The sequence below is a fragment of the Planococcus daihaiensis genome, assembly GCF_049262615.1.
Taxonomy (GTDB): Bacteria; Bacillota; Bacilli; order Bacillales_A; family Planococcaceae; genus Planococcus.
In genome coordinates, this window is record NZ_CP175504.1 from 564,889 (window position 1) to 589,534 (window position 24,646).

Below are 24,646 nucleotides of genomic sequence, written 5' to 3' on the forward strand. Positions count from 1 at the left end.
GACACGCTTATCCTTTCATTTGCAAGGTGAGCCATTCAGTTGCCGCAAGCATTCCAGGACGGCTTACAGCATGCCCTGTTTCTTTTTCCTGCAGAAACTGAAGCTTTTCGTCCCCCTCCGTATAAGAAGCTTTCAGTTTTTTATAGAAATCGTAAGTGGGTCCGAACGGGACGATCGTATCCTGTTCGCCGTGCCAGAACAAAATAGGGCGTTCATTGAAACTGCCCAATTTTTGGGTGCCATCAAATTGGCCAAGCGTCGCCAGCATGTTAGCCCGCTCCTCCGGTGTAATCGGCAATGTGAATCCGCGCGATTCAAACTGGGACATCTGTGCATTTGCCAACTCAACATAATTGGCCGCCCCCATCATAACAGCGGCCGCTGGAATCCACGGGTAAACGGTCAATGCGCCGAGTGTGGTGATTCCGCCCATCGAAGTGCCTGCAACGGCCGGCTCCCCGTCCACCAATTGTTTGTCTTTCGCTGTTTTATGTAAAAACCCGACTTCTTCTATTGAAGTTAAAACGATTTCCCAAAACCGCAGGCTTAACTGGATGGCATCCTGTCCTTCTTCTCTTTCGCCGTGCAGGTGCGCATCGGGCAATAAAACCCGGATGCCTTTATCCGCCAGCTGATAAGCATAATGCAGATTATGCTCTTTCGCACTCATATGGCCATGAAGAAAAATGACCGTTGGAAGCTTTTGATGTGCTGTGTCCTCTGGAGATATATGAAGCAGCGGGATATCTCCCCATGTTTCTTTGTTAATATTCACTGGCTGCCAACCTCCTTTGATTTCATCCTACCAAAATTTTTCCATTCTTTCATATGAAAAGTATTCATGTTCTTAAGACGATGCATAACGGGAAAAGATGCCGATACTGGAATGTGTCTGGCAGATTCCCCGTTTACGCACCGGCTATCGTCAAGTTTTTTTGACTAACCCTTCTCCTTATCGCTAAACTGTATATATAGAGAAAGGAGCTTTTCAATGAAACAACATTTGATCGTACTCGACCTGGACGGAACTTTATTGACAGATCAGAAGGTTATTTCTGCTAAAACGAAAAGAACCCTGGCAAAAGCGATGGCAAATGGCCATCAGGTGATGATAGCGACTGGCCGGCCATACCGTTCCAGTGAGACTTATTATAAAGAACTTGGGTTGATCACTCCCATCGTGAACTTCAATGGCGCATTTGTTCATCATCCAGCCGACAAGGGCTGGGGAAGATTCCACACGCCGATCGGGTTGGAAACGGTGCATGAAGTCGTCGAATCGATGCATGATTTTAATTTCCATAATATCGTCGCTGAAGTATTGGACGATGTCTATGTCCACCATCATGATGAAAAATTCTTGGACATCTTCAAGTTCGGCGATCCCACAATCACCACAGGGGACTTGCGAAATTACTTGAAAGTGGACCCGACTTCGATGCTGATCCATGCGCCTTTTGAAAAAGTGGGGCAAATCCACGAACACCTTAATCAGGTCCACGCCGAAGTCATCGACCACAGAAGATGGGGTGCTCCGTGGCATGTTATCGAAATTGTCAAAAGCGGCCTCAGCAAAGCTGTTGGACTCGATCAGGTTTCGAAATCACTCGGTATCAGCAAAGAACACATCATTGCTTTTGGGGATGAAGACAATGATCTTGAAATGATTGAATTTGCAGGTGTGGGTGTCGCCATGGGCAACGCCATTTCGCCATTAAAAAATATAGCCAACGAAATCACTTTAAGCAATAATGAAGATGGAATCGCAGAATTATTGATTGACCGCTTAAATTTAAAATAAGAACAGGGGGATTGGAATGAGAATATTCGCTGACAGTGCAACAGATTTGCCGAAAGAGTTTTTTGAGAAAGAAAATGTGGTCCTGTTTCCATTAAGGGTTCACATCGAAAACGAGGAATTTGAAGATATCCGGACGATCCATTCATCAAAAGTCTATGAAGCGATCCGCAATGACATCCGGCCAAAAACATCACAGGTATCACCTGATGAAATGCTGAACGCCTTTGAAAAATTGGCGAAAGACGGAGAAGAAGGATTTTATATCGCGTTTTCATCCGAGTTATCGGGTACTTACGGTACAGCGATGATGGCTTCTGAACAAATTCGCGAAGAATATCCAGGTTTGAAGTTGACCATACTTGATACGAAATTGGCTTCTCTCGGCTATGGCATGCTGGTAAAAGAAGCTGTGAAATTGCGTTCACAGGGACATCCACTAACAGAAATCATCGAACGCGTCCGTCTCATGGCTGACCACACGGAAAGTTTATTCACCGTTGAAGATTTGGATTATATGGCCAAAGGCGGACGCATTTCCAAAGGCAGCGCTTTTGTTGGCGGTCTGTTAAACATTAAGCCGCTACTCCACGTGGAAGACGGCAAACTGGTTCCGATTGAAAAATTACGCGGACGCAAAAAAGTGGTCAAACGCATCCTGGAATTGATGGAAGAACGCGGTGAGCAACTTGATCAGCAAATCATTGCAATCAGTCATGGGGATGATGAGGAATTCGCTAATTTGATGAAAGAAGCCATCGAAAAGCAATTCAACCCGAAAAGTGTGGAAATCTACATGATCGGTTCTGTCATCGCAGCCCATACAGGCCCTGGCACACTTGCTGTTTTCTTTTTGAACAAATTGAATTCTTAAGGCGGTGCCAATAAAATGGAGAAAATCATTATTGTCGGAGCGGTGGGCGGCGGTGCAACTGCTGCCGGCCAATTACGCTTTTACAACAAAAATGCCCTCATAAAAATATTTGATCGTGATTCGGTCATGTCTTATGCTGCCTGCGGAACGCCTTATGCAATCGGAGAAGTCATTGAAGACGAAGAATCTCTGCTCATGACAAACCCGGAAAAATTCAAGGAAAAACGCAATATCGATGTCCACTTACAACACGAAGTAACCGGCATCGACCGCACAGCGAAAAACATTCGCGTCAAAAACCTTTTAACCGGAGAAGTGTTTCTGGAAAGCTATGATAAGTTGATCCTGTCACCGGGTGGCACGGCTATGATGCCGGAAATCAAAGGCGCAGAGACTGCCGATATCTTCCGCCTTCGCAGCTATAATGATATGCTCGCCATAAAAGACTACATCCAATCCCGTAAACCGCAAAGCTGCACAATCTCCGGTGCCGGATTTATCGGGCTGGAAATGGCTGAAAACATCAAAGAACTCGGCATCGATGTCCATCTCGTCCATAAATCAGATTACATCATGTCCATTTTGGATGAAGACATTTCCCGGGAAATAGAGAAGGAATTGCTGTTAAACGAGGTCCATTTGCAAACCAATACTTATATCACAGAAGTTGACCAGCGTTCACAAACCCTATCCAATGGGGGAAGCCTGGAGACCGATTTCATTATTATGAGTATCGGATTGACACCAAATGTAGGATTAGCAAAAGATGCCGGTCTGGAAATTGGAAAGACCGGCGGAATCGTGACGAACAATTATATGCAGACGAACGACCCCTCGATTTATGCGATCGGGGATGCCTCCGAAAACTTCGATCTGGTCACTGGCAATCCAAAACGGGTGCCTTTGGCATGGCCGGCACATCGGCAGGCATATATTGCCGCAAAACATATTAACGGCGAACCGATTGAAAAAACAGGGCTTCTTGGCACGTCCGTATTAAAAATCTTCAGTTTGACTGTCGCTATGACCGGATTGAATGAAAATAAGCTGCGTGAACTTGAAATCCCTTCTGTTTCGATCGTTCATAACGGCAATTCCAATGCCGGTTATTATCCGGATCATGGAAAGCTGAAACTGAAAGTCCATTACAACCCGGACAGCAGAAAGATCTACGGAGCGCAATGCCTCGGCACGAAAGGCGTCGACAAACGCATTGATGTCATTGCCACTGCGATTTATGCCGGCCTGACGATCGATGATTTGCAGGCACTTGAACTGTGCTACGCACCGCCCTATTCTTCGCCCAAAGACCCAGTAAATATGGTCGGCTATAAAGCCGATAAAAAGAAATAAGAACCGCCCGAGAAAAGTTTTCTTTTCTCGGGCGGTTCTTATTTACTATATAGATTGAATAAAAGAGTGTCCCTATTCATACCACTTCGGCGCTCTGGACAGTGGAACGATTATGCTCCTGCGCAAGCTCGTCGCAAAGCATGTGCCAACTTCGATTGTCACACCTTGGCTTCCGCTATAAGCCGATAAAAGCGCCATCGCTATAATATTCCTTCTAAGCCAAGTCTTATTAAAGAGCTTTTATTTTCTTAGTACTATCAAAAGATATGGAGCAAAACAGCGAAGACGCCATGGGGACCAAGCGAAGTGCTGAGATCCACTCGGGCGAAGTGAAACGAGACCGAGTTAGCTCAGCGCGAGCCCCCAGGCAAGCGAAGCTGTTTTGCGGAATATCGCCTATTATGGGTTAAATAGTTAAAGGCAAAAGCTTTGGACAATTCCATTTCAAGTCAGGTCCTGCGTATTATTTTTGGATTTGGCGGCTTCGTCCGCTTTGCGCTGACGCCCTTTTCTCCAAACGATCCACAGGAAAAACATGAAGACTACGTAAAGTACTATCAATGCAGCAATATAGGCTTTATTGAATCCACGCTCTTCAATCACATGGAAGGTCTCGGCAATCTCCCGGTCCAACGTGATGCGATAATCGCCATTGTCTTCCTGGCGCACGATATCGTTTTCAAATAAACCCTGAAGCTGCTTGCCACTGCCAACCACTTCAGCCGGTACGGAGAAATTTTTTGTTTCGGATGAGTTATTGATGGCAATGATCCATGTTTCCTCGTCACTCGAGCGCTTATAAATCAGCCAGCCATCTTCCTCGTGCAAAATTTCCAATTCTCCTGTGCGCAGTGCTTCTGAAGAGTTGCGCAGCGAATTCAAATTGTTGATATGATCAACCAATTCCTGCTCGACTCCCAGATTCAATAATTGATGGGATTCGGGCAGTTCACTGCCATTCATCGCAATTTCCGAACCGTATTGGACAACCGGAATCCCGGGCATCGTCAATAATTGAGTGAATAGCAGCTTCATGCGAGTTGGCGGGAATCCTTTTGCCTCTACAATATCAGACGTCACCCGAGAACCTCGCAGCGAATCGGCCTGAATCAGTTTGCCTTGTGCATTTTCCAGAAGCGCCGGCAACTCCGAAGTTCCTTCATCAAAATTCTTGTAGCTATTGCGCAGCGTTTCTTCGACTCCCGGCAGTACGACTGCGTCAAGCCCTTCTACAGGTTCCATTTCCGCGTCACTAATAATATAGATATCACTTATCTCTTTGATTTCCTGTGAAAAATCACGGATGAAATCCGGATCTATTTCTTCTGTTTCCTGCAGTCTCAATCCATCGATATCGTATTGCTGGATAAAACCACTGACAAATTCCGTCAACGCTGACTGAGCGTCGGTGTTTGATGTATCCAACGCGAAAGTACCGTCTTCATTTTCGGTAAACCAATCCGGGTTTTCATCCACCCAGACATGTTGGCTGCTGACCTGTTGGGTTGGAATATCGATCATTAATTTCATATCGTTGTCGTGCACGCTATCCAGAAGGGCGTTGAATTCTTCCTCGGTTCCAAAATGCCGTTCAAATTGGGTATAATCCATGACTTCCTGGCCGTCATATGTAGCACTGGCAAAAACCGGTCCGATCGATAGAACTGTAAAGCCCATATCCTTAATGTGCAGAAGTTGATCGGTCAAGCCGTTAAAATCCCCGCCGTTAAACGAAGCCGGATCTGTCGCGATGACATCAAAATCGTTTTCACCTAGCTTATTGAAATAACGGTCCACCAGTACGTCGTATATGCTTTCATCTTCCAGTTCTCTTAAGTCGTCTGCTGATGCAGGAGCGCTCAGGCTCAGCAACAGCACGCCGCTCAAAATGCCGGAAATCCATTTAACTTTCAATCCTGTATCCTCCTTCAATGAGGTTCATTGCTTTCCACTCGGTCTATTTTAACAAACTCCCGCCACCGCTGCTATTCAAAATGGATGAAATCTGCATTCCGAACTGTGAGTTTCGTCTAAAGTGTGAATGTTGACTGGACAATAAAAAAACGGGCATCCCATGGACACCCGTTTTCCCGTATTAAGCGAAGAAATTAAAGCCGATCGGCAATTTAAAGCCGTAGAACATTGTTGCAAGCAGGAATACTGCAAAAAGGATCCAGAACATTGTCACGGATTTCCCTTTCTTGCCTCGTACCAGTACCATTTCCATCATTCCGATTGTCAATACGCCGAATAGGAATTTCAATCCGTATTCCATTGCATCGAATGAAGAATGTGCGATGAATAAAGTCAATCCTGTAATGATAACCAGGATGTAGAACAAGCGCAGAACCATATGAACGATTTTGCGTCCTTTGCTTTCCGGGTTCATGAATGCCGCTGCGAGAAACAGCACAATTGCGATGACCCAGGTCGTAATGTGTAGATGGGTTGTGTCAGTTAAAAAATCCAATACGTCACCTCTTTTGAAATAGTTCTCCTATAGTCTACCATAACTTCACCCAGCTATAGCAGCTACTCCCTATGACAAATGTGTGACGAGCGTGCCGATCGATTCGATGGAGACTTTGACGGTATCCCCGGCTTTCAGGAATTTGGGTGGATTGAAGCCTTTGCCTACGCCTGCCGGTGTGCCCGTTAAAATAACGTCCCCCGGTTCAAGGGGCGTGTATTTAGAGATTTCCGAAATCAGGACATCCACCCGGCGGATCATGTCTTGCGTATTGCCATTTTGGCGAATTTCTTCATTTACTTTTGTGACAATCGACAGGTTCTGGGATTGAGGCACTTCATCTTTTGTTACAATGTACGGCCCCATCGGACAAGACTTCACAAGGCTTTTGCCAAGGAAATATTGCTGGTGCTTGGACTGAAGATCGCGTGCAGTTAGATCATTGGCGATCGTATAACCGAATACGTGGTCATATGCCATCTGCGTTGGAATGGAGCTGCCGCCTTTTCCGATCACAACAGCAAGTTCCCCTTCATAATCGTAAGCATCCGTCAGTTCACTATGGACTGGCACTGTTTCATGATCGGCTGCAATCGATGCAGGTGATTTAGTAAAGACGACCAGCTCAACCGGTGCTTCTCCACCCATTTCTTTTGCATGTTCAGCATAATTTCTGCCAACGCATAAAACATTTTTCGGTGTTCTCGGTACCGGTGCAAGCCACTCGATATCCGAAAAAGAGTGTTTAAAATCGCCAGGATTATCCGAACTAGCAGCGGCATCAGCCAGCTTGCGGATTTGTTCTACAAATTCGACTCCCTGCGAAATCCCATCAATCAGCTGTGCCGGAAAAGACGGTAGAACCTCTAATTCACTTTGGATCTTCACAACGTCCCAAACGGCTTCTTCTTTTTTCACTTTCGGTCCAAATGCTTCTTTTCCTTCATAGCGAAATGATAACAGCTTCATTTAATAAACACTCCTTTTCTTTAGTTCCATTTATTATACACATTAATTATTTCGATTTGTCGGTTTTATCAAAATTTAATCCGTACGTCACCTTTCTCCAAATCATTTCCAATGGACCCTGGCTGAATTTTGACAGCCAAATTTCGGCAAAAATCAATTGCACAGCAAAAATGCCGATTGCCAGCAAAGTGCCTGTCAGCAGGTCTACCTGCCCGTAAAGCCCCAATCCATAAGAATAAAATATGGTGGTAGCGATCACCGATTGGGTGATATAAGTCGTTAATGACATTCTGCCGGCTTTCGCCAGCGGACGCATTAGGCGCGGCACCGCTCTGTTTTGGACCAGCAATGCAATGATTGCCGCATATGCGACCGCAAGCAGCGGTCCGCCAAAAATATCCTGCACATAATTCAGCGCAATATTGGGACTGAAAATGTAAGGCGTCAATTTCAGCAGCAAACCGACCACAAAGCCCCCGACTGCAAGCCCCTTCCACATTTTCTTCAGTTCATTGGCCCGTTCAATCAGACGCCATTTGGCTGCAGCAGCCCCGACCATTGTTAAAGGAAGAATCGTAACAATAAGCACGATGTAGTTCAGTGGATTATTGCTGTACATCCAATCGTCGAAACGCTGCCTGAAAATTTCAGCGAACGTACCGCCGCCATATGCAGCAATCGAGTTCTGGGCTTCCTGGATTCCTGTGTAAAAACTGGGATCCATCGAAACTGCAGCAAACAGGATCAGCAGCAATAAGGTTTGAGGAATCACATAAATCATAAGCCCCAATCCCAGCAGCCATTTTGACTCGAGCCGTATCATGCCGATAAGCAAAAAGCCCATGATCGCATAAGTGATCAAAATATCTCCGAACCAGATGAGAAACGCATGCAGAATGCCAAAAACAAGCAGGACCGCCAGCCTTTTAGCCGCCATTGGGGCAAAAGGCTTTCTTTTCGCTTCCGCTCTCAGAAATTGCATCCCCAGGCCATAGCCAAACAACATAGCAAATAATGGATAAAAACTCGCCTGGATGAAAACATCGAGAAATGCAAATATCGCCTGGTCTCCTGATCCATCAAACCAGGTATGCGGATCAATATAGGAGAACGGGGAATGAAATGCCAGCATATTTATAAGCAAAATGCCGAGCAGCGCAAAGCCTCTCATCAAATCGATCGATTCCACCCGTTCCTCGAGTGCTATCGGTTCTAATCTCACATTGAATCCCCCTAAATGATTATCTCTTCTTCTGCCGCAAACAGATACAGCAGTTTTTCTTTGATTGGCACACGCAAAATGGCTTCTACTGCTTCCGTATAAACCGTCAATTGCACTTCGTACCGTGACTTCATTTCAGATTGAATGTCATCGATTCCGAAAAGTCTGTCCGTCTTATAATCCAAAAGCACCCAGCCCTGTTCTTCTTCGAACAGGCAATCAATAATTCCCTGGATAATCTGGTGATCACCTTCCGCATCTTCCTTTGCATAAGTGAACGGAACTTCACGCTTGATCTGCTTGGCATTCAGGAGTCGACTGGCCGTTTTACTGGAATAAAAAGCTTCGATTTCAGTAACTTTGATCGCTCGCCCTTCTTCCGGCGACAGAATTTCCATGCCGACCAAGGTGTCAATCTGTTCTTTTATCTCGTCAGCTGTCAGTCTTTTGTCCAGCGGAATGTGCTGCATAAGCGAGTGAACAGCTGTTCCGATGTCTGATGCCAGCAGCCGTTTTTCCTGCAGAAAATCCGGTCGGTCATGCAGCGTCCTTTTCGAAGGTCCGATGCTTTGGATGAACGATTCCGGTTCATCCAGCCGTTGCAGCATCTGCAGGCGTTTCATCTCAGAGACGGATTGCTTTGATCGCTTTTCGACAGATTGCTGGTGAGGATACTGAAAATTGAATCGCGCGTTTACTTCTTTTTCGATTTCTTCTATATTTCCCTGTTCTTCCGCTAACTCTTCAATGATTAATGGCGCGGATAACAGCGATTGGCTCTCAATCATTTCTACATGGAATCGCGATTGATGCGGCAACAGCGTTCCTGAACGGTTCAACAGCGTTTCTGCATCCGGATGACGGGCAATTGCCGGGCCGATCCAGTCCAAATAGCCTTTGGCGCGGGAACGGACGAAATCCGGCAGACGTACCTCAGGTGCTGCCGTTTTCCAGCGGTCAAACAGAGATTCCGGATCTTTGATGGATGCTGTGAGAAACAATCGCTCTTTTGCCCGGGTCATCGCAACATACAGCACGCGCATTTCTTCAGCTTTCATTTGCAATTGCTTTCTTTCTTTTACGGCCAAGAACGGCAGTGAAGTATATTCGACCCGTGAATCCGGGTTGACCGCTTTGACAGCCAGCCCGTAATCCTGATCGAACATATAGGATTTGCGGAAATCCATTTCGTTGAAAGATCGTCCGGTTCCGGCGAAAAAAACGACCGGAAACTCAAGTCCTTTTGATTTGTGGACGGTCATCAACCGGACGACATTTTCTTTTTCACTGAGCGACCGTGCTGTGCCGAGATCATCGCCCCGCTCCCGCATCCGGTCGATAAAGCGCAGGAAGCGGAATAAGCCGCGGAAGGAAGTTTTTTCGTATTCCAGCGCCCGGTCATGAAGCGCACGGAGATTCGCCTGGCGCTGCTTGCCATTTGACATGGAACCGACCATTTCGTAATAGCTCGTATCCAGATAGACCTGCCAGATCAATTCTGCCAAGGAACCGCGGCGGGCAAGATTTCGCCAGTCTTCCAGCTGCAACATGAAACGCTGTAATTTTTCTGCTGCCTTCTTGTCGATGCCTGTGCCGCTCCGCATAAATGTTTTTACCGCATCGTAAAACGTGGCTTGTGGGGCCGCCAGCCTGATTTCAGCCAATTCATTTTCCCGCAGCCCGATAAAAGGCGCGCGCAATACGGATACAAGCGGAATATCCTGATACGGATTATCGATGACCCGCAGCGTATTCATCATGATCATCACTTCCAACGCATCGAAATAGCCGCCCGAAAGTTCCGTATACAAAGGGATTCCCGCCATTTTGAATTCGTCATCAAAATCACCCGACCAGGTCATGGAGCGCATCAACACGACAATATCGCGGTATTCAAGCGGCCGCTTGTCATTGGTCCATGGGTCATGCACATACGTGTCCTGTTCCATCAGTTCGCGGATTTTCCGTGCGATGAATCTGGCTTCCCATTGGGATTTCACCATATCTTCCGGCTCCGTTTCCTGGTCTTCTTCCAGTTCCGGCTCATGAATCAGCACCAGTTCGATCGGAGTCTCTTTTTCAGGATAAGGTGCTTTATGTTTCAGGGCTGCCGCTTCATCATAGTCAATCTCCCCGACACGTTCCCCCATTATTTGTGAAAAGATGTAATTGGTACCGTCCAGAATTTCCTGACGGCTTCGGAAATTCGCATTGAGGTCGATGCTCATGCCCGTTCCTTCCGCTTCTTTTGTAAAACGGCTGTATTTCCCAAGAAACAGCATCGGCTCCGCCAAGCGAAATCTGTAGATTGATTGTTTCACATCGCCTACCATAAACAAATTGCCATCTGTTTCTCCGCCTGATTTAACAAACCCTAAAATGGTTTCCTGCAGCATATTGGTGTCCTGGTATTCGTCCACCAGAATTTCCTTAAAACGGCTGCGGTATTCCTGGGCGATTGCGGAAGGTTCGCCGTTCTCGCTTAAAATTTCAAGCGCATAATGCTCAAGATCTGAAAAGTCCACAATGGCCCGATCCACTTTAAGTGCCTTATATTGTTCGGCAAAGCGATTGGTCAACTCCACCAATGTCTTCATCAATGGCGCCATTTCGCGCATTTCATCAAGCAAACGGGCGGGCTTCCGGGTAAAATAGCTTTCCGTGATGCCTTTGACAATTTTCTTGGCTTCATTGCGCAATGCTTTTGCTTCCTCTGACAGCACCGGATCACAAGAATCTTTCTTAACGCTGCCGGCTTTCGGCCAAATGAAATTCTGCGACAATTCATAAATACTGTTCCATGAATGATCCAATGCAGCAATAGCGGCCTTGATCAATTCTGCATCCATTTCAAAAGTATCAGCCAGAATCTCCGGTCCGTCGGGCTGCTGAGCGACATCTCTGCCATCCATTGTCAACTGCAACGCTTCTTCAAAAGCATGACGTATCGTCATCTTTAAGTCAGCGATAAAAGGCAAATCGTCTATCGCCAGATCTGCAGGCACATCATAAAGAGATGGTACTTGCTGAAGCCATAGCTCAGGATTCGGGTGGACCCTGGAATAATCATATAATTTGCTGACCAGCACTTCCATTGCCTGGTCGCTGCGGTCAGAGGTGAAACTGTCAGCGAGGCGATAGATGGCGTCTGCGTTTCCCTCTTCGTATGCGGACTCCAGCACTGCTTCCAGCACATCATCCCGGAGCAGCGCCGCTTCGGTTTCACCGGCAATCCGGAAACCGGGATCTATTTCAAGCAGGTAAGCGTATTGCTTCACAACCGATAAACAGAAAGAATGCAAAGTGGAAATCTGTGCTTTATTGATCAAGCGCAATTGCTGCCTTAAATGCCTTGACTCGGGATTTTCAGCCACCGCCTTTTCCAGCGCTTTTGACATGCGGTGGCGCATTTCGGCCGCCGACGCATTGGTGAAAGTTACAACCAGCAGTTCGTCGACAGAAACCGGGTGCTTCTCATCGAGCACTTTTTCGATCATTCGATTGATCAAAACGGCAGTCTTGCCGGAACCTGCAGCCGCCGAGACGAGCATATCCTGTCCTTTTGCCCAGATTGCCTGCCATTGTTCATCGGTCCAGGTTGCATCAGTCGGTTTTATCGGAATCATGGTCGCCAGTCTCCTTTCGAATCAAATCAACAGCCTTGTCAGAAGTCAATGATGGTAATTTGCGGTAAGTTTGCTCCGGATCTGATGGATCGAACTGGCACACCGAACGATAAGAACAGAATTGGCACGGTGTATCTTCCTTCACTTTATACGGTGTGATGGAAGTGACCCCATCCAATATGCCGTTCCCGGCATCCTGATGCTTATTGCGGACAAAACGGCGAATAATGTTCATATCATCTTTGCTGACCGTCCGTGATTGTGATTTTGAAATGCTGCCGTTTTTATTCATGCGAACCGGTATGATATTCGAAAAACCGTCAATTTCGCTGTCCATCGCTTTGATGACTTCCTCATCTTCAACGACCAGTCCGTTCATCTTAAACGAACGCGCCATTTCTTCTTCCACTTCTTCCGCTGACATCAATTTTGTCGATTTCAGCATCGGATTGTGCATATGGAAATACAGCACCCCCGCAGGTTCTGCCTGTTGGCCTAGCCAGCGGTCAGAATGAGTCAGCGCGACATCAAGATACGTAAAAGTTTGCAGGGCGATGCCGTGGTAGACTTCTCCCAGATCGAGTCCTTGCTTCGACGATTTGTAATCGACCACGCGGATATAAGGTTTGCCATTGATATCGGTCGAATCGATGCGGTCGATCCTGCCGCGAATATTCATCTTGCGCCCTCTGTTTAAAGCAATATCCAGCGGCGGAATCGATTCCTTCGTGTCAAATCCAACTTCGAGGGCGACCGGCGTAAAGCCGGTGTATTTCGCGTGTTTGCTGAGCATAAAAGCCGTCTGCCTGATAATCGCCTGAAGCTTATGCTGAATATATCGGTAGCGGTGTGAACTGATCAGGATGTGGTTGATGAAATAAGGCGATAATTGCTCCATTGCCTGTTTTGCCAGTTCTCGGCAATCCTTATCGCTGAGCGAAGACCACGATACATCCATTCTGATAACTTCATCTGAAATCCATTTGATGGCAGCGTGAAAAAGGTCTCCCATTGCAGGCGGCGCCAATTTGTACTGACTGCGCTCTTCTAGCCGCAAACCATAGGCCGCAAAATGTGAATACGGACATCCATAAAATGTTTCGACTCTCGAGACACTGGAAGAAATTGGCGTTCCGTACAGCGGTTCGGCAATATCTTCACGCAAAGGATCGGCAATATTGGGTTTTGCCGGCTCCAGAATTCTCTCCACAACCGATGACCAGAACGGATCATCCCGGTAGTAGGCAAGCACTGCCTGCCATTCAGGCATCAGCGAGCCGCTGCGGACCTGGGATGCCAAATAAGCGAGCGCTGCCCGGGGATGTGAGATATAACTCATATGATCGGGCTCTTTAAGTTCTTCGGGGTCAACGACTGCCGGCGTCAATTCGACACCGAGCATATCCATGAATTTTTGAATATACATCGACGGCAATAAAGCCTTTCCTTCTTCGTCCGCAATCGGATAGGATACCGTCAGAAAGTCGGAAGCCGAAGTAAAGGCACGATAAGCCATGAATGTTTCATCCAGCAGACGCGTCTTCGTGCTCGGGGCCAGTTCGAAGCCGATTTTCGCAAACCATTCGCGGTCAGTGTCCGTCAACAACCCCTCTTGGTCGATTCGTTTCGGTAGAACGCCGTCACTTGCGCCAATAACAAAGACTGATTTAATATCCATCAGCCTCGCTAAATCTATGGTGGAAACTGTAATTTCATCAAGAGACGGGGGAATTCGTGAAAATTCCAGCGTTTCAAAGCCTTCATCCAGAATTTTAACAGCAACAGAAAGGTCGAGCTCTTTCTCGCCGAACATCAGGACAAATTGATCCAGTACGCCGACCCATTGTTTCCAGGCTTGCTCATGTTCTGCTGCAGCGAGTAGCCGGTGCTCTGACTCTTCCCGTTCTTTGAGGTCGAGAATTTTATCGTAGACGTCCATGTCCTCGACAAACAGAAACAAGGCTTCCGCCATTTCTTTGCCCGTCGAACAGCCTTCCAGCTTTTCCTTCAAAACCGCTAACGGTTCACGCACCAAATCACGCACGGCATGGAGTTCTGTCTGCAGCGCAATTTCCTCGTCGGTCTGGATGCCGGTATGAAATTCCAATCCGCGGTATTTTTTATAAAACCAGCGTTTGTCCTCGAACCAGCGGTCACCGTAAATGCCATTTGCGATGACGAAATTTTCAAGCACATCACTGCGCTCCCGCCATTTACTTACACTCCCCCGAGGAAAGAACAGATCCGTTTTAATCGCACGGAAAACCGGTTCATAAGAATAGTTCGACTGGACCGCCTCGAGCACAGAGCGGCAGAATTCAATTAACGGATGGTGCAGCATCGATTTTTTTTCGCTGATGAAATAAGGCAATTCATATTGCGGAAAAATCGTATTGATCAATTCATCATATACTTCGGGCTGCCGGTAAAGGACGGCAATTTCTTTATAGCGCATCCCATTTCTTACCTGTTCCCTGATGGAACGAGCCATCGCATGCACTTCCGCTCGCCGATTGGCTGCCTCAATGAGTCGGACATGACCTTCTGATTTTATTGTCTGCAAAGGATAATCATCGAAATGGCGTTCAACATGTGCCAGTTCCCGATTTGAAAAGCGTTGCGGTGAAGGCATATGCACTGCATTTTCCACGGGAAGTCCTTCTTGTTTCGCCTGGTCGACCAATCGGCGTGCCGTGTTGGCAGATTGGAAGAACAGCGCCTGTTCATCGTTTGCATTTGCCGAACCGTCCATTGGCAACGCAATGGTTACGGATTTGGCATGCCGCATCAACTCGAAAATGATCTCGTATTCGCGAGCCGTGAATGTGACAAATCCATCTATATAAATATCGGAAGTTTTCACTCGATCGGAGTAACGGATCTTCTCGGACAATAAGGCAAGATGTCCTTCAGAATCCACGAAAACGGTTCCTAAACGGTTTTCGATTTCGGCCAGTATCAATTCCAAATCTGCAGCTTTATCCAATAAAGTGCGCGGGGCACCCGCCTCAGTAAGGGATGAACGAATTTCTGTCAATTCCCCACAATCCACGCAATACCTCGAAAACTCTTTGATCAATTGTTCAATCTGATCGGTAAATCCACGCTTTCCGGCTGCACGCCGAAATAGCTGGAATTCTTCCCGGTGTTCCTCCAGCAAACTTCGAATCAGCATACGGTAGCCGAAACTGTCGACTTCTTTGCGGCTGATCCCCCCGGCTTCCTGCAATACCCGCCAGGCTAACCGTTTAAATGTTACAGCCTGCGCACGAATCATCCCTTTTACGCCATCTGCCGACGATAATCGGTACTCTGTTGAAAAGGACATTTGATCGGGCACGATGAAGAATAGCGGATCTCCATCCGCATGCCCTTTTAACGTTTCCACGATTTCATCCAATATAAAGCTGGTTTTTCCAGAACCGGCACGTCCGTAGATAATTCTTAACGACATATGAACACCCTCCAGAAAGAACGTTTGTTCTTATTTTACAGTATCAATCCCTTTTCATCCAGTTTGGATGCTTCAGCGGTCGCCTGTATCCTTTTTGTCTGCAGCTCTGCGGAAATCCTCTTCCACTTTCTTATTCAGCCTTTTCTCAATAATTTTTCCTACTATATAAAGAAGTACGATTACTATAATAACGATAATTGTCCGCAAAGGATTGGTGACTAAAGATCGAATGTCGTAGCCAACATATGTAATGGTAAAAACCATAACTGCCTTGCCGGCAATCAAAGTCCATAAATAATAATGTTTACTGATATTGGACAGACCCGCTACAAGATTCACGAGTGATGAAGGAGTAAAAGGAAAACACAATAATAGAAACAACGGGCCGAACCCATTTCGTTCCACCCACAGGATTAATCTTTCTACTTTCTGATGCTTTGTCATGAAGTTTAAAAACTTCGCACGGCCGTATTTGCGGATAATCAGGAAAACGCTATACGATCCCGCTACGGATCCCCCCCACGATAACAGGAAACCAAACAGCAGACCGTATGCTCCCGCATTGGCAAACACAAACACAAAAAGCGGCAGGAAGGGCAGGAACGCTTCGATAAAAGGCAGCAAAAACCCGATGAAGGGCCCGATGGACCGGTATGATTCGTATAAAGCTGTAATGTTTTCCATGGAAAAGAAATCCGACATAGGCTCATTCCTTCAGCTGCAAATTTTTTATTATCACCGAAACTTTAATCCCGATGGTTATATGATATGCTATTATAACTACTTTACACTCTTTAGCCCTTTTTGGAAAAGAGAATTATTTTACATAAGGAGAGAGAAAGATGGCACAACGCGGTTTTTCTGCGGGTTTAAAAGCGGGTACCAGTATAGCCATCGGGTATTTCCCCGTGGCATTGACTTTCGGGCTGCTGGCCAAAACAACAGGCTTGTCGCTTTTGGAGGCTACGGCGATGAGCATTTTTGTCTTCGCTGGCGCAGCACAATACATATCTTTATCGTTAATTACCGCCGGTGTCGGTCCAGCTGTCATCATCCTGAACACGTTCATCGTCAACATCCGCCATTTTCTGATGACGGCTTCGCTGAATGAAAAGATGCAGCCCGATGCGCGTTGGAAAAAAGCGCTTTACGCATTTGGCATCACGGATGAATCCTTTTCGGTGCTGGCCATCCAGAAAGAAGACAATCTCCGCACATCATTTGCAGCCGGTGTCATTGTCATATCGTATGGCAGCTGGGTCGTGTTCACCGCGCTCGGCCATCTGATCGGTGCGAACCTGCCTGCGTTTCTCCAGGCTGCGATGTCGATTGCCCTTTACGCCCTGTTCGTCGGCCTGCTTGTTCCTTCGCTGCGCAGCGGCAACCGGAAAGTCCTGAGTCTCGCTGCGATAGCAGCTGCCTTCAGCTCTCTATTCTATTTCACTGGATGGCTGTCGACCGGATGGGCCATATTGGTATCCACGTTGGCATCGGCTGTCATTATTGAATTAATTTCTTCGAAAGGAGGGCGATCCTGATGGGTTCTTGGATCTGGTGGACCATTCTCGGCATGGCAATTGTCACTTATATCCCGCGTGCCATCCCGTTAACATTTTTGGAAGGCCGTGAGCTGCCGCCTTCCATTCAAAATGTGTTGCGCAATATCCCATTCGCGGTACTCGGCGCATTGATTTTCCCGGCCATTTTCTTCATCCAGGAAAACATCTGGTTTGGCGTCATTGGTGCGACGGCAGCATTTGGCATCGCTTTCCTCGGAGCCAATGTAATGGTCGTTGTGCTGGGATCAATTACAGTGCTGGCTGTTTACAGCCTCTTCATATAAAAAGTAAAAGCCGTCATTCATCTTCATGAATGTCGGCTTTTTTGCTTCGATTGTACATATTGGTGGCGTACCAGAATCCCGCGGTCAATGACGCGGCGTTAATGATATAAAGAAACCAGGTGTTCGTGTAGCCGGCATAAACTGCAGCAGCAATCAGCGCTACTGTCAGGATCAAGCCGACAATGTGATTGAAAGTCACTCTTGTAAAGAGGATTACGAGAAGCCCCGGAACCAGCAATGACAGAAAAACTTTGGTAATCATCGATTCCATGAAATCATCTCCTCGTGCCAGAATTTATGTTCCACTTCCGGTGCAGATGACAATCAGACAACGATCAATCCCAGACGGTAATGATCGTGCCTGAAGATGACATGCTGTCTCAAGCGCATTTCTTTATTGTGATCGATCACTTCGAGTCGGCAATGCGCAGCGTTCACTTGTATCGCTTCGTATAGCTCAGCTTCATTTGTGACTGTCAATCCGTTCACTTTGCGGATGACCTCTCCGCGCAACAGCCCCATTTTTTCAGCTGGCGAATCCGAAAGAACATCGACAATCATCACTCCTGTAGACTGAGGAGCCACTGCATGATTGCCTTTATTTTCGTTTATTGTACCCAAAACTGAAATCGTTGCTCTCCCGATTACGCCGAACAGCAATGCAATCAATGCCATCGGTGCCCATACATAAGAGAACAAGGCGAGTCCAATAATTGCCAACCCGAGTATCCATACTCCTTTGCCGAGCTGCGGATACAGATGCAGCGGCAAGGATTTCCGTGCACGATTTTGAAAACCGATTACTGCAGGGAACAGGAGGAATGAAAAACTGCTTTCCCCTATCGGAAACTGGGGCCAATACGGCAGATAAGAATCCAGTAAATCACCAGGCACTACCAAAAATAGTGGAATCAGCCACAGGCGTTTTGTTTTATAGAAGATTGCAGTTCCTCCGCGGGCAGTTTTTTGCGTTCGCGGAGAAGACGCTTCAGCACCGCGCTTGGCTATCAGCCGGCCTTCCAGAAACACCATTGCTCCCGCAATCAAAGCAACCGGCAGCAGCCAGCTCCAGGCAATTGGATAACCCGTGTAATCGAAAATGCCAAATGGAATCGACCAATTATAATGATGCAATAGCCAGCCAACAGCAGCTGCGGCAGTTGCCAGATAAATGAACGAAGCCAATTGATAGACCCCGGACAACAATATAATCGCGCTGACCAGTGTTAAGGCGACAAGCCATTGCAACGGAACCACCAGCCCGATTGTGGAAAACAATATGGAGAAGAGCAGCGCATAAAGAATGCCATCCTTCAGTAAATCACTGAATTCGCGCCCGCCCCAGACGATTCGGGTGCGAAACAGACCTCTTTCCTTCTTAACTCTCAAATAACCAAGTAAAAATGCTGCAAGCAGCGCTATGTATAGAACTGGATTTATAAAAAATCTCCCAATGTCCATTAAAGCTTCCATGACCAACCTAGTTCACCATCCATTCACCGGCTCTTGACCTTAGCTTCTATTGTATCAAAGAACCCCTGCATACAGTACTTCTTTTTGAGCTCAGCGTATGCAGGAGATCAATTCATCGAAAGCCGGCAATCAATTGAACGCGGCGGCCAATTGTTCCAAAATATCCTCTTTACCTTCAATACCGGCAGATAACCGGACGATACGGCGGGTCACGCCGACCTTTTCTTTTTCTTCTTGAGATAAAGCCCGATGCGACGTCCCGTAAGGATACGATACAGTCGTTTCAACACCTGCCAGTGTCGGAACAATTTTAATCCATCCCAATGATGTAAAGAATGAGGAAACTTCAATATTTTCAGGAACTTCAAAACTCACAATGGCGCCTTTTTCCGGGTACCACACTTTCGTTTTCGTTCGCAGAAAATCTGCGATTGCCTGTGCATTTTCCGTTTGGGCTTTCATGCGAAGAGCCAAAGTTTTAATGCCGCGGATGGTCAGCCATGCTTCAAAAGGACTGAGGTTCAAGCCCATATTGACAATGCGCTTTTCAGCCAATGCGACCAGTTCCGCGTCGCCTGCCAAAACACCAGCCGTCACATCGCTGTGGCCGCCCAGATATTTTGTTGCACTGTGGGCAACGAGGTCCGCACCGTGTTCATAGGGCTTTACCGTATAGGGCGTCGCAAATGTGTTATCGATCATCACTTTGATCTGATAATGCTTTTTCAATTGGCTGAGCACTTCCACGTCCTCTTCACGGAGAAATGGGTTCGTAATTGACTCACTGAAAATCAGCTGGACTTCCGGGAAATCGATCAAAATCTGTTCGATTGCACTGATATCCGAGAAATCAGCGAAATGAACCTGGATGCCCATCAACGCCAGTTCTTGTTTTAATAGGAGGAAGGTTCCTCCGTAGACGTCCTCTGCAGCCAGAACATGGTCTCCACTCTTCACGACTGACAGAATGCCCGCCAGGATTGCCGAAGTACCAGATGAGGCGGAAACGCCTTTAGGTGCCCCTTCCAGATTAGCCACTGTCTGGCCGAGTGCATCCGTGTTCGGATTGGCTGATCTAGAATACAAATAAGTTCCGTTGCCTTCGTAATAACCTTCCAATTCCTCTAATGATGAAAAGGCGAATGCTGAAGTTTGATAAATCGGCATCACCTTCGAGCGAATCGTGCGCTCCTCCATCTGGGCTGTGTGAACGGATTTCGTTTCAATCGTTGTCATATTCCAAACCTCCTATTCCATATTTCCAATAAAGTCTTCCATCATTTGCTCATTCATGGGGCCGACAATTTTGTTTTGTACCCGGCCTTCCGTATCAATCATATACGAAGTGGGGATGGCGGCAGCCTGGTAAAGCTCACCGATCTCCCCTTCAGTATCCATCGGTATCGGAAAGGTCAGACTGAATTCTTCAATAAACGCGTTGATTTCATCCATTCCCCTATCCTCCGTCGTCAGGTTGACTGCCAAAATTTCGACATTTTCTTGCTGTGCTTGTTCTTCATAATACCTTTGCATATCCGGCATTTCAGCACGACACGGCGGACACCAGGTGGCCCAGAAATTCAAAATGACTTTTTGCCCTTTGTAATCCGAAAGTCTGGCCGTTTCACCGTCGAGAGTAGTCAATTCAAAATCCGGTGCAGTTTCACCTTTTGCCAAACCTTCATCAGTTGGGAGAAATTCAACAGCACTGCCTTCATTCAAACGGTCAGTCGCTTGTTTTTCTGCAACATTCCTTTGGACAATTCCCACAGCGAGCAGTAGGATGAGAATTCCCACAAGCGATAATCCCAAGATTTTCTTCATAAAAATTCCCACTCCATTCGGATATTATCATACGATAAACCTAACGATTGATGCTACTGTTGCACTTGTAAATTTATAAATTTGCGTAAAAAAACCGGCATCTGTGTCGATGCCGGTCCATATTTTATCCGCCGATATAATTAATCGGGTTAACTGCATTTGAACGTGCGCCATTCCAAGACCCAATGTGGACTTCAAAGTGGACGTGTGGTCCAGTCGAACGCCCAGTGCTGCCCATTGCAGCAATTCGCTGACCTTGTGAAACCGCTTGTCCAACGGATACGCTATTCGAGTTATTATGAGCGTATACAGTTGTGTAAGGCTGGCCATTGATCGAGTGCGTTATCATGACGACATTGCCGTAACCTCCCATTGCACCCGAAAAAGATACGTATCCGGAAGCTGCTGCATGGATTGGAGTACCGGTACTGTTCGCGATATCTACACCAAGGTGATTCTCATTGCCTGCTCCAATATTGCGTCCGCCATAATTAGATGACAAACGGCCAGCTGCCGGCCGGATGAACCCTGAACTGTTTTTTACAGGTGCACTAAAAGTTGTTACAGAAGAGCTTGAAGATTTTTGAGCTGCAGCTCTTTCAGCTGCTTCTTTACGTTTGCGTTCTTCTTCAGCCTTTTTGGCGATTTTTGCTAAACGAGTCTGTTCTTCAGCAATCTTCTTCTGAAGAGCGTCGCTGATACCCATAGCCTCTTCATGTTCTTTTTCCAGTGCAGATTTTTCTTCAGCAAGGCGTTCCTGTTCTGCTTCAAGATCCGCTTTCAAACCGGATTGTTCTTTCTTTTGCTTATCAAGTGAGGATTTCAGCTCTTCCAATTCAGCTTGGCGTTTTTGCTGTTCTGCCAATTTGCTTTCAACTTCCGCTTGTTGCTCCGCAAGAAGTTCCTTATCTTCAGCCTGTTCACGCATAATTTCACGATCTGCATCAATCAGCAAATTCACCGCTGAGAAACGGTCGATAAAATCGATAAAGCTGTTTGCGCCAAGCAATACGTCGATATAATCAACTGAACCACCGCTCAACTGAATTGCGCGAGCGCGTTCTTTAAGCAATTCTTCGCGTTCTGCAATTTTGTTTTCGAGTTCTTCGATGGATTCTTTCAATTCATCGATTTCTGATTTTGTTTGATCGATTTCAGCTTGTACTGCAGTCATTTTATCCTGCGTTTCAGTGATTTTGTTTTCCAAATCATTGATTTTCGCTACGATTTTTTCAAGTGTAGATTGATTTTCGCTGATTTCATTCGCTTTTTCATTAATATTCGAATTCAATTCGTTCTTTTTTCTTTCAGCATCCTGCTGTTCTTTTTTCAGGTCGCTCAGACCATTGGCGCTGACCGATGGCATTACCATCGTTAACGCCAATATTGCTGAAACAACAGACAACATCCATTTCGACTTCGAGTTCAAGTGCGTTTTCCCCTTTCGGCTTTACGTTCTCTATCTTTCTGTCTTCTCTCTCTCTACGACTCTTTATCTAGCTTTTATTGTTTAAACTCGCAAGAATTTGCGGATGGACATGAAGCTTCCCCATACTCCGATGAATACACCCATCAGAAGGATCAGCGCACTTACCTGATAGATGAACGGTGCGAAGTCCAATAATTGGATCATCTCGCCACTCAGTTTAGGCTGTGCAAATTCAGTGATGTTGTAGTAAAGCGCGACTACAAGACCGATTGGAATGATTGAACCAAGAAGTCCAAGCCACATTCCTTCAAGAATGAACGGGATGCGGACGAACCAATTTGTCGCTCCAACCAATTTCATGATTTCGATTTCATGGCGTCTCGCAACAATTGTGATGCGGATCGTGTTTGAAATCAGGAACATTGCGGTAAACAATAAAGCGAGGATTAAAACGAGACCTACGTTACGACCGGTGTTCAGGAAACTGAACAGTTTTTCGATTTTGCCTTCACCATATTTAACTTCTTCAATGCCCTCTAACTGCGAAATTTCATTCGCAACATTTTCTGTTTGCTGAGGTTCTGTTGCTTTTACATAAAAAACATCCAATAATGGATTGTTTTGCTCGAACAAACTGAATTCATCACCGAAGTCCAGTACCAAATCAGAAAGTTCCTCTTCTTTTGTCGAATAATTTACTGAATCGACTCCGGACAAACTCAGGATGGCTGTTTCCATTTCGGATACAGTTGCTTCATCTGCTTGCAGTGAGATAAACGATTTGATTTCCACATCATTTTCCAGGTCATCTGCAACTTTGTTCAAGTTCATCATAATCAGAACAAATACCCCAACAAGGAGCAATGTAACTGTTACCGCACTGACGGATGCAAATGTCATCCAGCCGTTGCGTCCGAGGCTTTTAAGGCTTTCTCGGAAGTGGCGTGCTAAAGTTCTAGCCTTCATAGCCGTAGTCACCTCCAGCTTCATCACGTGCAATTAGCCCGCCTTCGATTGCTATAACGCGGTGTCTCATTGTATTGACGATTTCACGGTTATGCGTCGCCATCAGAATTGTTGTCCCGCTCGCGTTGATGCGTTCAAAAAGATTCATGATATCCCATGAAGTTTCCGGATCCAGGTTACCAGTCGGCTCATCTGCAATCACCACTTTCGGTGTGTTTACGATTGAGCGGGCAACTGAAATCCGTTGCTGCTCCCCACCGGATAATTCTCTTGGGAACATGCGTGCTTTATGTTTCAGCCCCACCATATCGAGGACATCCAGTACACGTTTCCGGATGGCTTCCGGTTTTTCTTCGATTACTTCCAAAGCAAATGCCACATTCTCATAGACATTTAATCTTGGCAGTAATTTGAAATCCTGGAACACAACGCCGATTTGACGGCGAAGAAGTGGAACATTTTTTCTTTTGATTTTCGCAAGATCCACTCCGTTGACAAGCATTTGTCCGGACGTTGGGGTTTCTTCTCTGTACATCATTTTGATGAACGTCGATTTTCCTGCTCCACTCGGTCCTACTATATATACAAACTCGCCTTGTTTAATCTCAACGTTCATGCCATTGAGTGCAACGATGCCGTTCGGATATTTTTTATATACGTTCTTCATTTGTATCATTTAATAACCACCTATATAGATTATATTTCACAAAAACATTAAGTGTCCTAAAAATCCAGCAAACCCATTGTAGCATCTTTAAAACCCTTTTTATATTACAGTTCTGTATCAATTCATGCTTGTTATTGAAACATTTCATAAGTAATAGGATATAAATTCACAAATTAAGTGAACCTTATTGCCTATACGAAGGAATATTTTTGTGAATTCATTGTTGTATTTTGATATAATTTTCTCATGGAAAAAACCGGCTAAATTAGCCGGTTTTCTCATTATAGTTGCTTATTCTTTTTCTGATAGCCAAGCTGCAACAGCTTCTGCTTCTTCACCTTCGATAATTCCAGCAGGCATTGTACCGCGTCCTTCCAGAATGACAGTCAGAATCTCTTCTTCTGACAATCTGGAACCTACATCATTCAAAGCGGGGAAATTGCCTTGTCCTTCCAAGTTTTCCCCGTGGCAGGAGATACATTGCTGATTCACGATCTGTTCCGCATCAACTGTAGTTTCTTCACCAGCCGGTGTTTCAGTTGGCGTTTCTTCAGCCGGTTCCGGCTCTGCCGTATCATCTCCTCCACACGCGCCCAGAATAAGCGTTGTACCGAACAATAATGCCATTAAGCTTTTTTTCATCATAATGCCTCCCTTGAATATTTCATTACTAGAAGT

The 24,646-nt window shown here is 46.2% G+C and carries 21 protein-coding genes; 5 read left to right on the forward strand and 16 right to left on the reverse strand.

What is annotated here, in order from left to right:
- Nucleotides 1-7: 7 nt before the first annotated feature.
- Nucleotides 8-775 (reverse strand): prolyl oligopeptidase family serine peptidase, encoded by a 768-nt coding sequence (locus tag DHX103_RS02785; RefSeq protein ID WP_422123753.1) that lies wholly within the window; start codon nt 773-775, stop codon nt 8-10.
- 216 nt (nt 776-991) lie between these two features.
- Here DHX103_RS02785 and DHX103_RS02790 point away from each other — a divergent pair, with 216 nt between their 5' ends.
- The 3 genes from DHX103_RS02790 to DHX103_RS02800 are packed head-to-tail and all read left to right on the forward strand — an operon-like array spanning nt 992 to nt 4,025.
- Nucleotides 992-1,801, forward strand: coding sequence for a Cof-type HAD-IIB family hydrolase (locus tag DHX103_RS02790; RefSeq protein ID WP_422123754.1), 810 nt, complete (start codon nt 992-994; stop codon nt 1,799-1,801).
- 16 nt (nt 1,802-1,817) lie between these two features.
- Nucleotides 1,818-2,672, forward strand: coding sequence for a DegV family protein (locus DHX103_RS02795; RefSeq protein ID WP_422123755.1), 855 nt, complete (start codon nt 1,818-1,820; stop codon nt 2,670-2,672).
- A 15-nt stretch (nt 2,673-2,687) separates the two neighbouring features.
- The gene (locus tag DHX103_RS02800; RefSeq protein WP_422123756.1) at nt 2,688-4,025 is read left to right on the forward strand and encodes a CoA-disulfide reductase; all 1,338 of its coding nucleotides are present in this window, start codon (nt 2,688-2,690) and stop codon (nt 4,023-4,025) included.
- Nucleotides 4,026-4,469: 444 nt separating this feature from the next.
- Here DHX103_RS02800 and DHX103_RS02805 read toward each other — a convergent pair whose 3' ends face one another.
- From DHX103_RS02805 to DHX103_RS02835, 7 genes are all read right to left on the reverse strand, one after another.
- A complete protein-coding gene (locus DHX103_RS02805; RefSeq protein WP_422123757.1) occupies nt 4,470-5,939 on the reverse strand; it encodes an alpha-amylase family glycosyl hydrolase in 1,470 nt (489 codons plus the stop codon).
- 181 nt (nt 5,940-6,120) lie between these two features.
- Nucleotides 6,121-6,495 carry a YisL family protein gene (locus DHX103_RS02810; protein WP_422123758.1) on the reverse strand — a complete coding sequence of 125 codons (375 nt, stop codon included), beginning with the start codon at nt 6,493-6,495 and terminating at the stop codon, nt 6,121-6,123.
- Between the two features lie 69 nt (nt 6,496-6,564).
- Nucleotides 6,565-7,464, reverse strand: coding sequence for a fumarylacetoacetate hydrolase family protein (locus DHX103_RS02815; RefSeq protein WP_422123759.1), 900 nt, complete (start codon nt 7,462-7,464; stop codon nt 6,565-6,567).
- Between the two features lie 46 nt (nt 7,465-7,510).
- Nucleotides 7,511-8,686, reverse strand: coding sequence for a DUF418 domain-containing protein (locus DHX103_RS02820; RefSeq protein WP_422123760.1), 1,176 nt, complete (start codon nt 8,684-8,686; stop codon nt 7,511-7,513).
- 11 nt (nt 8,687-8,697) lie between these two features.
- Nucleotides 8,698-12,312: a helicase-exonuclease AddAB subunit AddA gene (addA, locus tag DHX103_RS02825; protein ID WP_422123761.1), complete on the reverse strand. Its 3,615-nt coding sequence runs from the start codon at nt 12,310-12,312 to the stop codon at nt 8,698-8,700.
- Entirely contained in the window at nt 12,290-15,766 is a 3,477-nt protein-coding gene (gene addB / locus DHX103_RS02830; protein ID WP_422123762.1) for a helicase-exonuclease AddAB subunit AddB, read from the reverse strand. The genes addA and addB overlap by 23 nt, the downstream gene beginning before the upstream one ends.
- A gap of 72 nt (nt 15,767-15,838) precedes the next feature.
- Nucleotides 15,839-16,450, reverse strand: coding sequence for a TVP38/TMEM64 family protein (locus DHX103_RS02835; protein ID WP_422123763.1), 612 nt, complete (start codon nt 16,448-16,450; stop codon nt 15,839-15,841).
- Between the two features lie 158 nt (nt 16,451-16,608).
- Between DHX103_RS02835 and DHX103_RS02840 the strand changes: the two genes are divergently transcribed.
- A complete protein-coding gene (locus tag DHX103_RS02840; RefSeq protein ID WP_422123764.1) occupies nt 16,609-17,304 on the forward strand; it encodes an AzlC family ABC transporter permease in 696 nt (231 codons plus the stop codon).
- The gene (locus tag DHX103_RS02845; RefSeq protein ID WP_422123765.1) at nt 17,304-17,609 is read left to right on the forward strand and encodes an AzlD domain-containing protein; all 306 of its coding nucleotides are present in this window, start codon (nt 17,304-17,306) and stop codon (nt 17,607-17,609) included. Before DHX103_RS02840 ends, DHX103_RS02845 begins: the two co-directional genes overlap by 1 nt.
- A 13-nt stretch (nt 17,610-17,622) precedes the next feature.
- Here the strand turns inward: DHX103_RS02845 and DHX103_RS02850 are convergent, their stop codons facing one another.
- The 8 genes from DHX103_RS02850 to cccB all read right to left on the reverse strand — a co-directional run bounded on the left by DHX103_RS02850 (nt 17,623) and on the right by cccB (nt 24,610).
- Complete coding sequence (locus tag DHX103_RS02850) at nt 17,623-17,880, reverse strand: CsbA family protein (protein ID WP_422123766.1); 258 nt, start codon at nt 17,878-17,880, stop codon at nt 17,623-17,625.
- Nucleotides 17,881-17,933: 53 nt separating this feature from the next.
- Entirely contained in the window at nt 17,934-19,070 is a 1,137-nt protein-coding gene (locus DHX103_RS02855; RefSeq protein ID WP_422123767.1) for a PDZ domain-containing protein, read from the reverse strand.
- 141 nt (nt 19,071-19,211) lie between these two features.
- The gene (locus tag DHX103_RS02860) at nt 19,212-20,318 is read right to left on the reverse strand and encodes a trans-sulfuration enzyme family protein (RefSeq protein ID WP_422123768.1); all 1,107 of its coding nucleotides are present in this window, start codon (nt 20,316-20,318) and stop codon (nt 19,212-19,214) included.
- Nucleotides 20,319-20,330: 12 nt separating this feature from the next.
- Entirely contained in the window at nt 20,331-20,906 is a 576-nt protein-coding gene (locus tag DHX103_RS02865) for a peroxiredoxin family protein (RefSeq protein WP_422123769.1), read from the reverse strand.
- A gap of 124 nt (nt 20,907-21,030) precedes the next feature.
- On the reverse strand, nt 21,031-22,335 hold the full coding sequence (locus DHX103_RS02870; RefSeq protein WP_422123770.1) for a murein hydrolase activator EnvC family protein: 1,305 nt from the start codon (nt 22,333-22,335) through the stop codon (nt 21,031-21,033).
- 81 nt (nt 22,336-22,416) lie between these two features.
- Nucleotides 22,417-23,301 carry a permease-like cell division protein FtsX gene (ftsX, locus tag DHX103_RS02875; RefSeq protein WP_422123771.1) on the reverse strand — a complete coding sequence of 295 codons (885 nt, stop codon included), beginning with the start codon at nt 23,299-23,301 and terminating at the stop codon, nt 22,417-22,419.
- Nucleotides 23,291-23,977 (reverse strand): cell division ATP-binding protein FtsE, encoded by a 687-nt coding sequence (gene ftsE / locus DHX103_RS02880; RefSeq protein ID WP_422123772.1) that lies wholly within the window; start codon nt 23,975-23,977, stop codon nt 23,291-23,293. The genes ftsX and ftsE overlap by 11 nt, the downstream gene beginning before the upstream one ends.
- Before the next feature lie 282 nt (nt 23,978-24,259).
- Nucleotides 24,260-24,610: a cytochrome c551 gene (gene cccB, locus DHX103_RS02885; protein ID WP_422123773.1), complete on the reverse strand. Its 351-nt coding sequence runs from the start codon at nt 24,608-24,610 to the stop codon at nt 24,260-24,262.
- Nucleotides 24,611-24,646: the final 36 nt, after the last annotated feature.

Excerpts from the sequence above, each read along its gene's own strand:
- DHX103_RS02790 (WP_422123754.1), top strand. The coding sequence starts at position 992 with ATGAAACAACATTTGATCGTACTCGACCTGGACGGAACTTTATTGACA.
- DHX103_RS02795 (WP_422123755.1), top strand. The coding sequence starts at position 1,818 with ATGAGAATATTCGCTGACAGTGCAACAGATTTGCCGAAAGAGTTTTTT.
- DHX103_RS02800 (WP_422123756.1), top strand. The coding sequence starts at position 2,688 with ATGGAGAAAATCATTATTGTCGGAGCGGTGGGCGGCGGTGCAACTGCT.
- DHX103_RS02815 (WP_422123759.1), bottom strand. The coding sequence starts at position 7,464 with ATGAAGCTGTTATCATTTCGCTATGAAGGAAAAGAAGCATTTGGACCG.
- addA (WP_422123761.1), bottom strand. The coding sequence starts at position 12,312 with ATGATTCCGATAAAACCGACTGATGCAACCTGGACCGATGAACAATGG.
- addB (WP_422123762.1), bottom strand. The coding sequence starts at position 15,766 with ATGTCGTTAAGAATTATCTACGGACGTGCCGGTTCTGGAAAAACCAGC.
- DHX103_RS02835 (WP_422123763.1), bottom strand. The coding sequence starts at position 16,450 with ATGGAAAACATTACAGCTTTATACGAATCATACCGGTCCATCGGGCCC.
- DHX103_RS02840 (WP_422123764.1), top strand. The coding sequence starts at position 16,609 with ATGGCACAACGCGGTTTTTCTGCGGGTTTAAAAGCGGGTACCAGTATA.
- DHX103_RS02845 (WP_422123765.1), top strand. The coding sequence starts at position 17,304 with ATGGGTTCTTGGATCTGGTGGACCATTCTCGGCATGGCAATTGTCACT.
- DHX103_RS02850 (WP_422123766.1), bottom strand. The coding sequence starts at position 17,880 with ATGGAATCGATGATTACCAAAGTTTTTCTGTCATTGCTGGTTCCGGGG.
- DHX103_RS02855 (WP_422123767.1), bottom strand. The coding sequence starts at position 19,070 with ATGGACATTGGGAGATTTTTTATAAATCCAGTTCTATACATAGCGCTG.
- DHX103_RS02860 (WP_422123768.1), bottom strand. The coding sequence starts at position 20,318 with ATGACAACGATTGAAACGAAATCCGTTCACACAGCCCAGATGGAGGAG.
- DHX103_RS02865 (WP_422123769.1), bottom strand. The coding sequence starts at position 20,906 with ATGAAGAAAATCTTGGGATTATCGCTTGTGGGAATTCTCATCCTACTG.
- ftsX (WP_422123771.1), bottom strand. The coding sequence starts at position 23,301 with ATGAAGGCTAGAACTTTAGCACGCCACTTCCGAGAAAGCCTTAAAAGC.
- ftsE (WP_422123772.1), bottom strand. The coding sequence starts at position 23,977 with ATGATACAAATGAAGAACGTATATAAAAAATATCCGAACGGCATCGTT.
- cccB (WP_422123773.1), bottom strand. The coding sequence starts at position 24,610 with ATGAAAAAAAGCTTAATGGCATTATTGTTCGGTACAACGCTTATTCTG.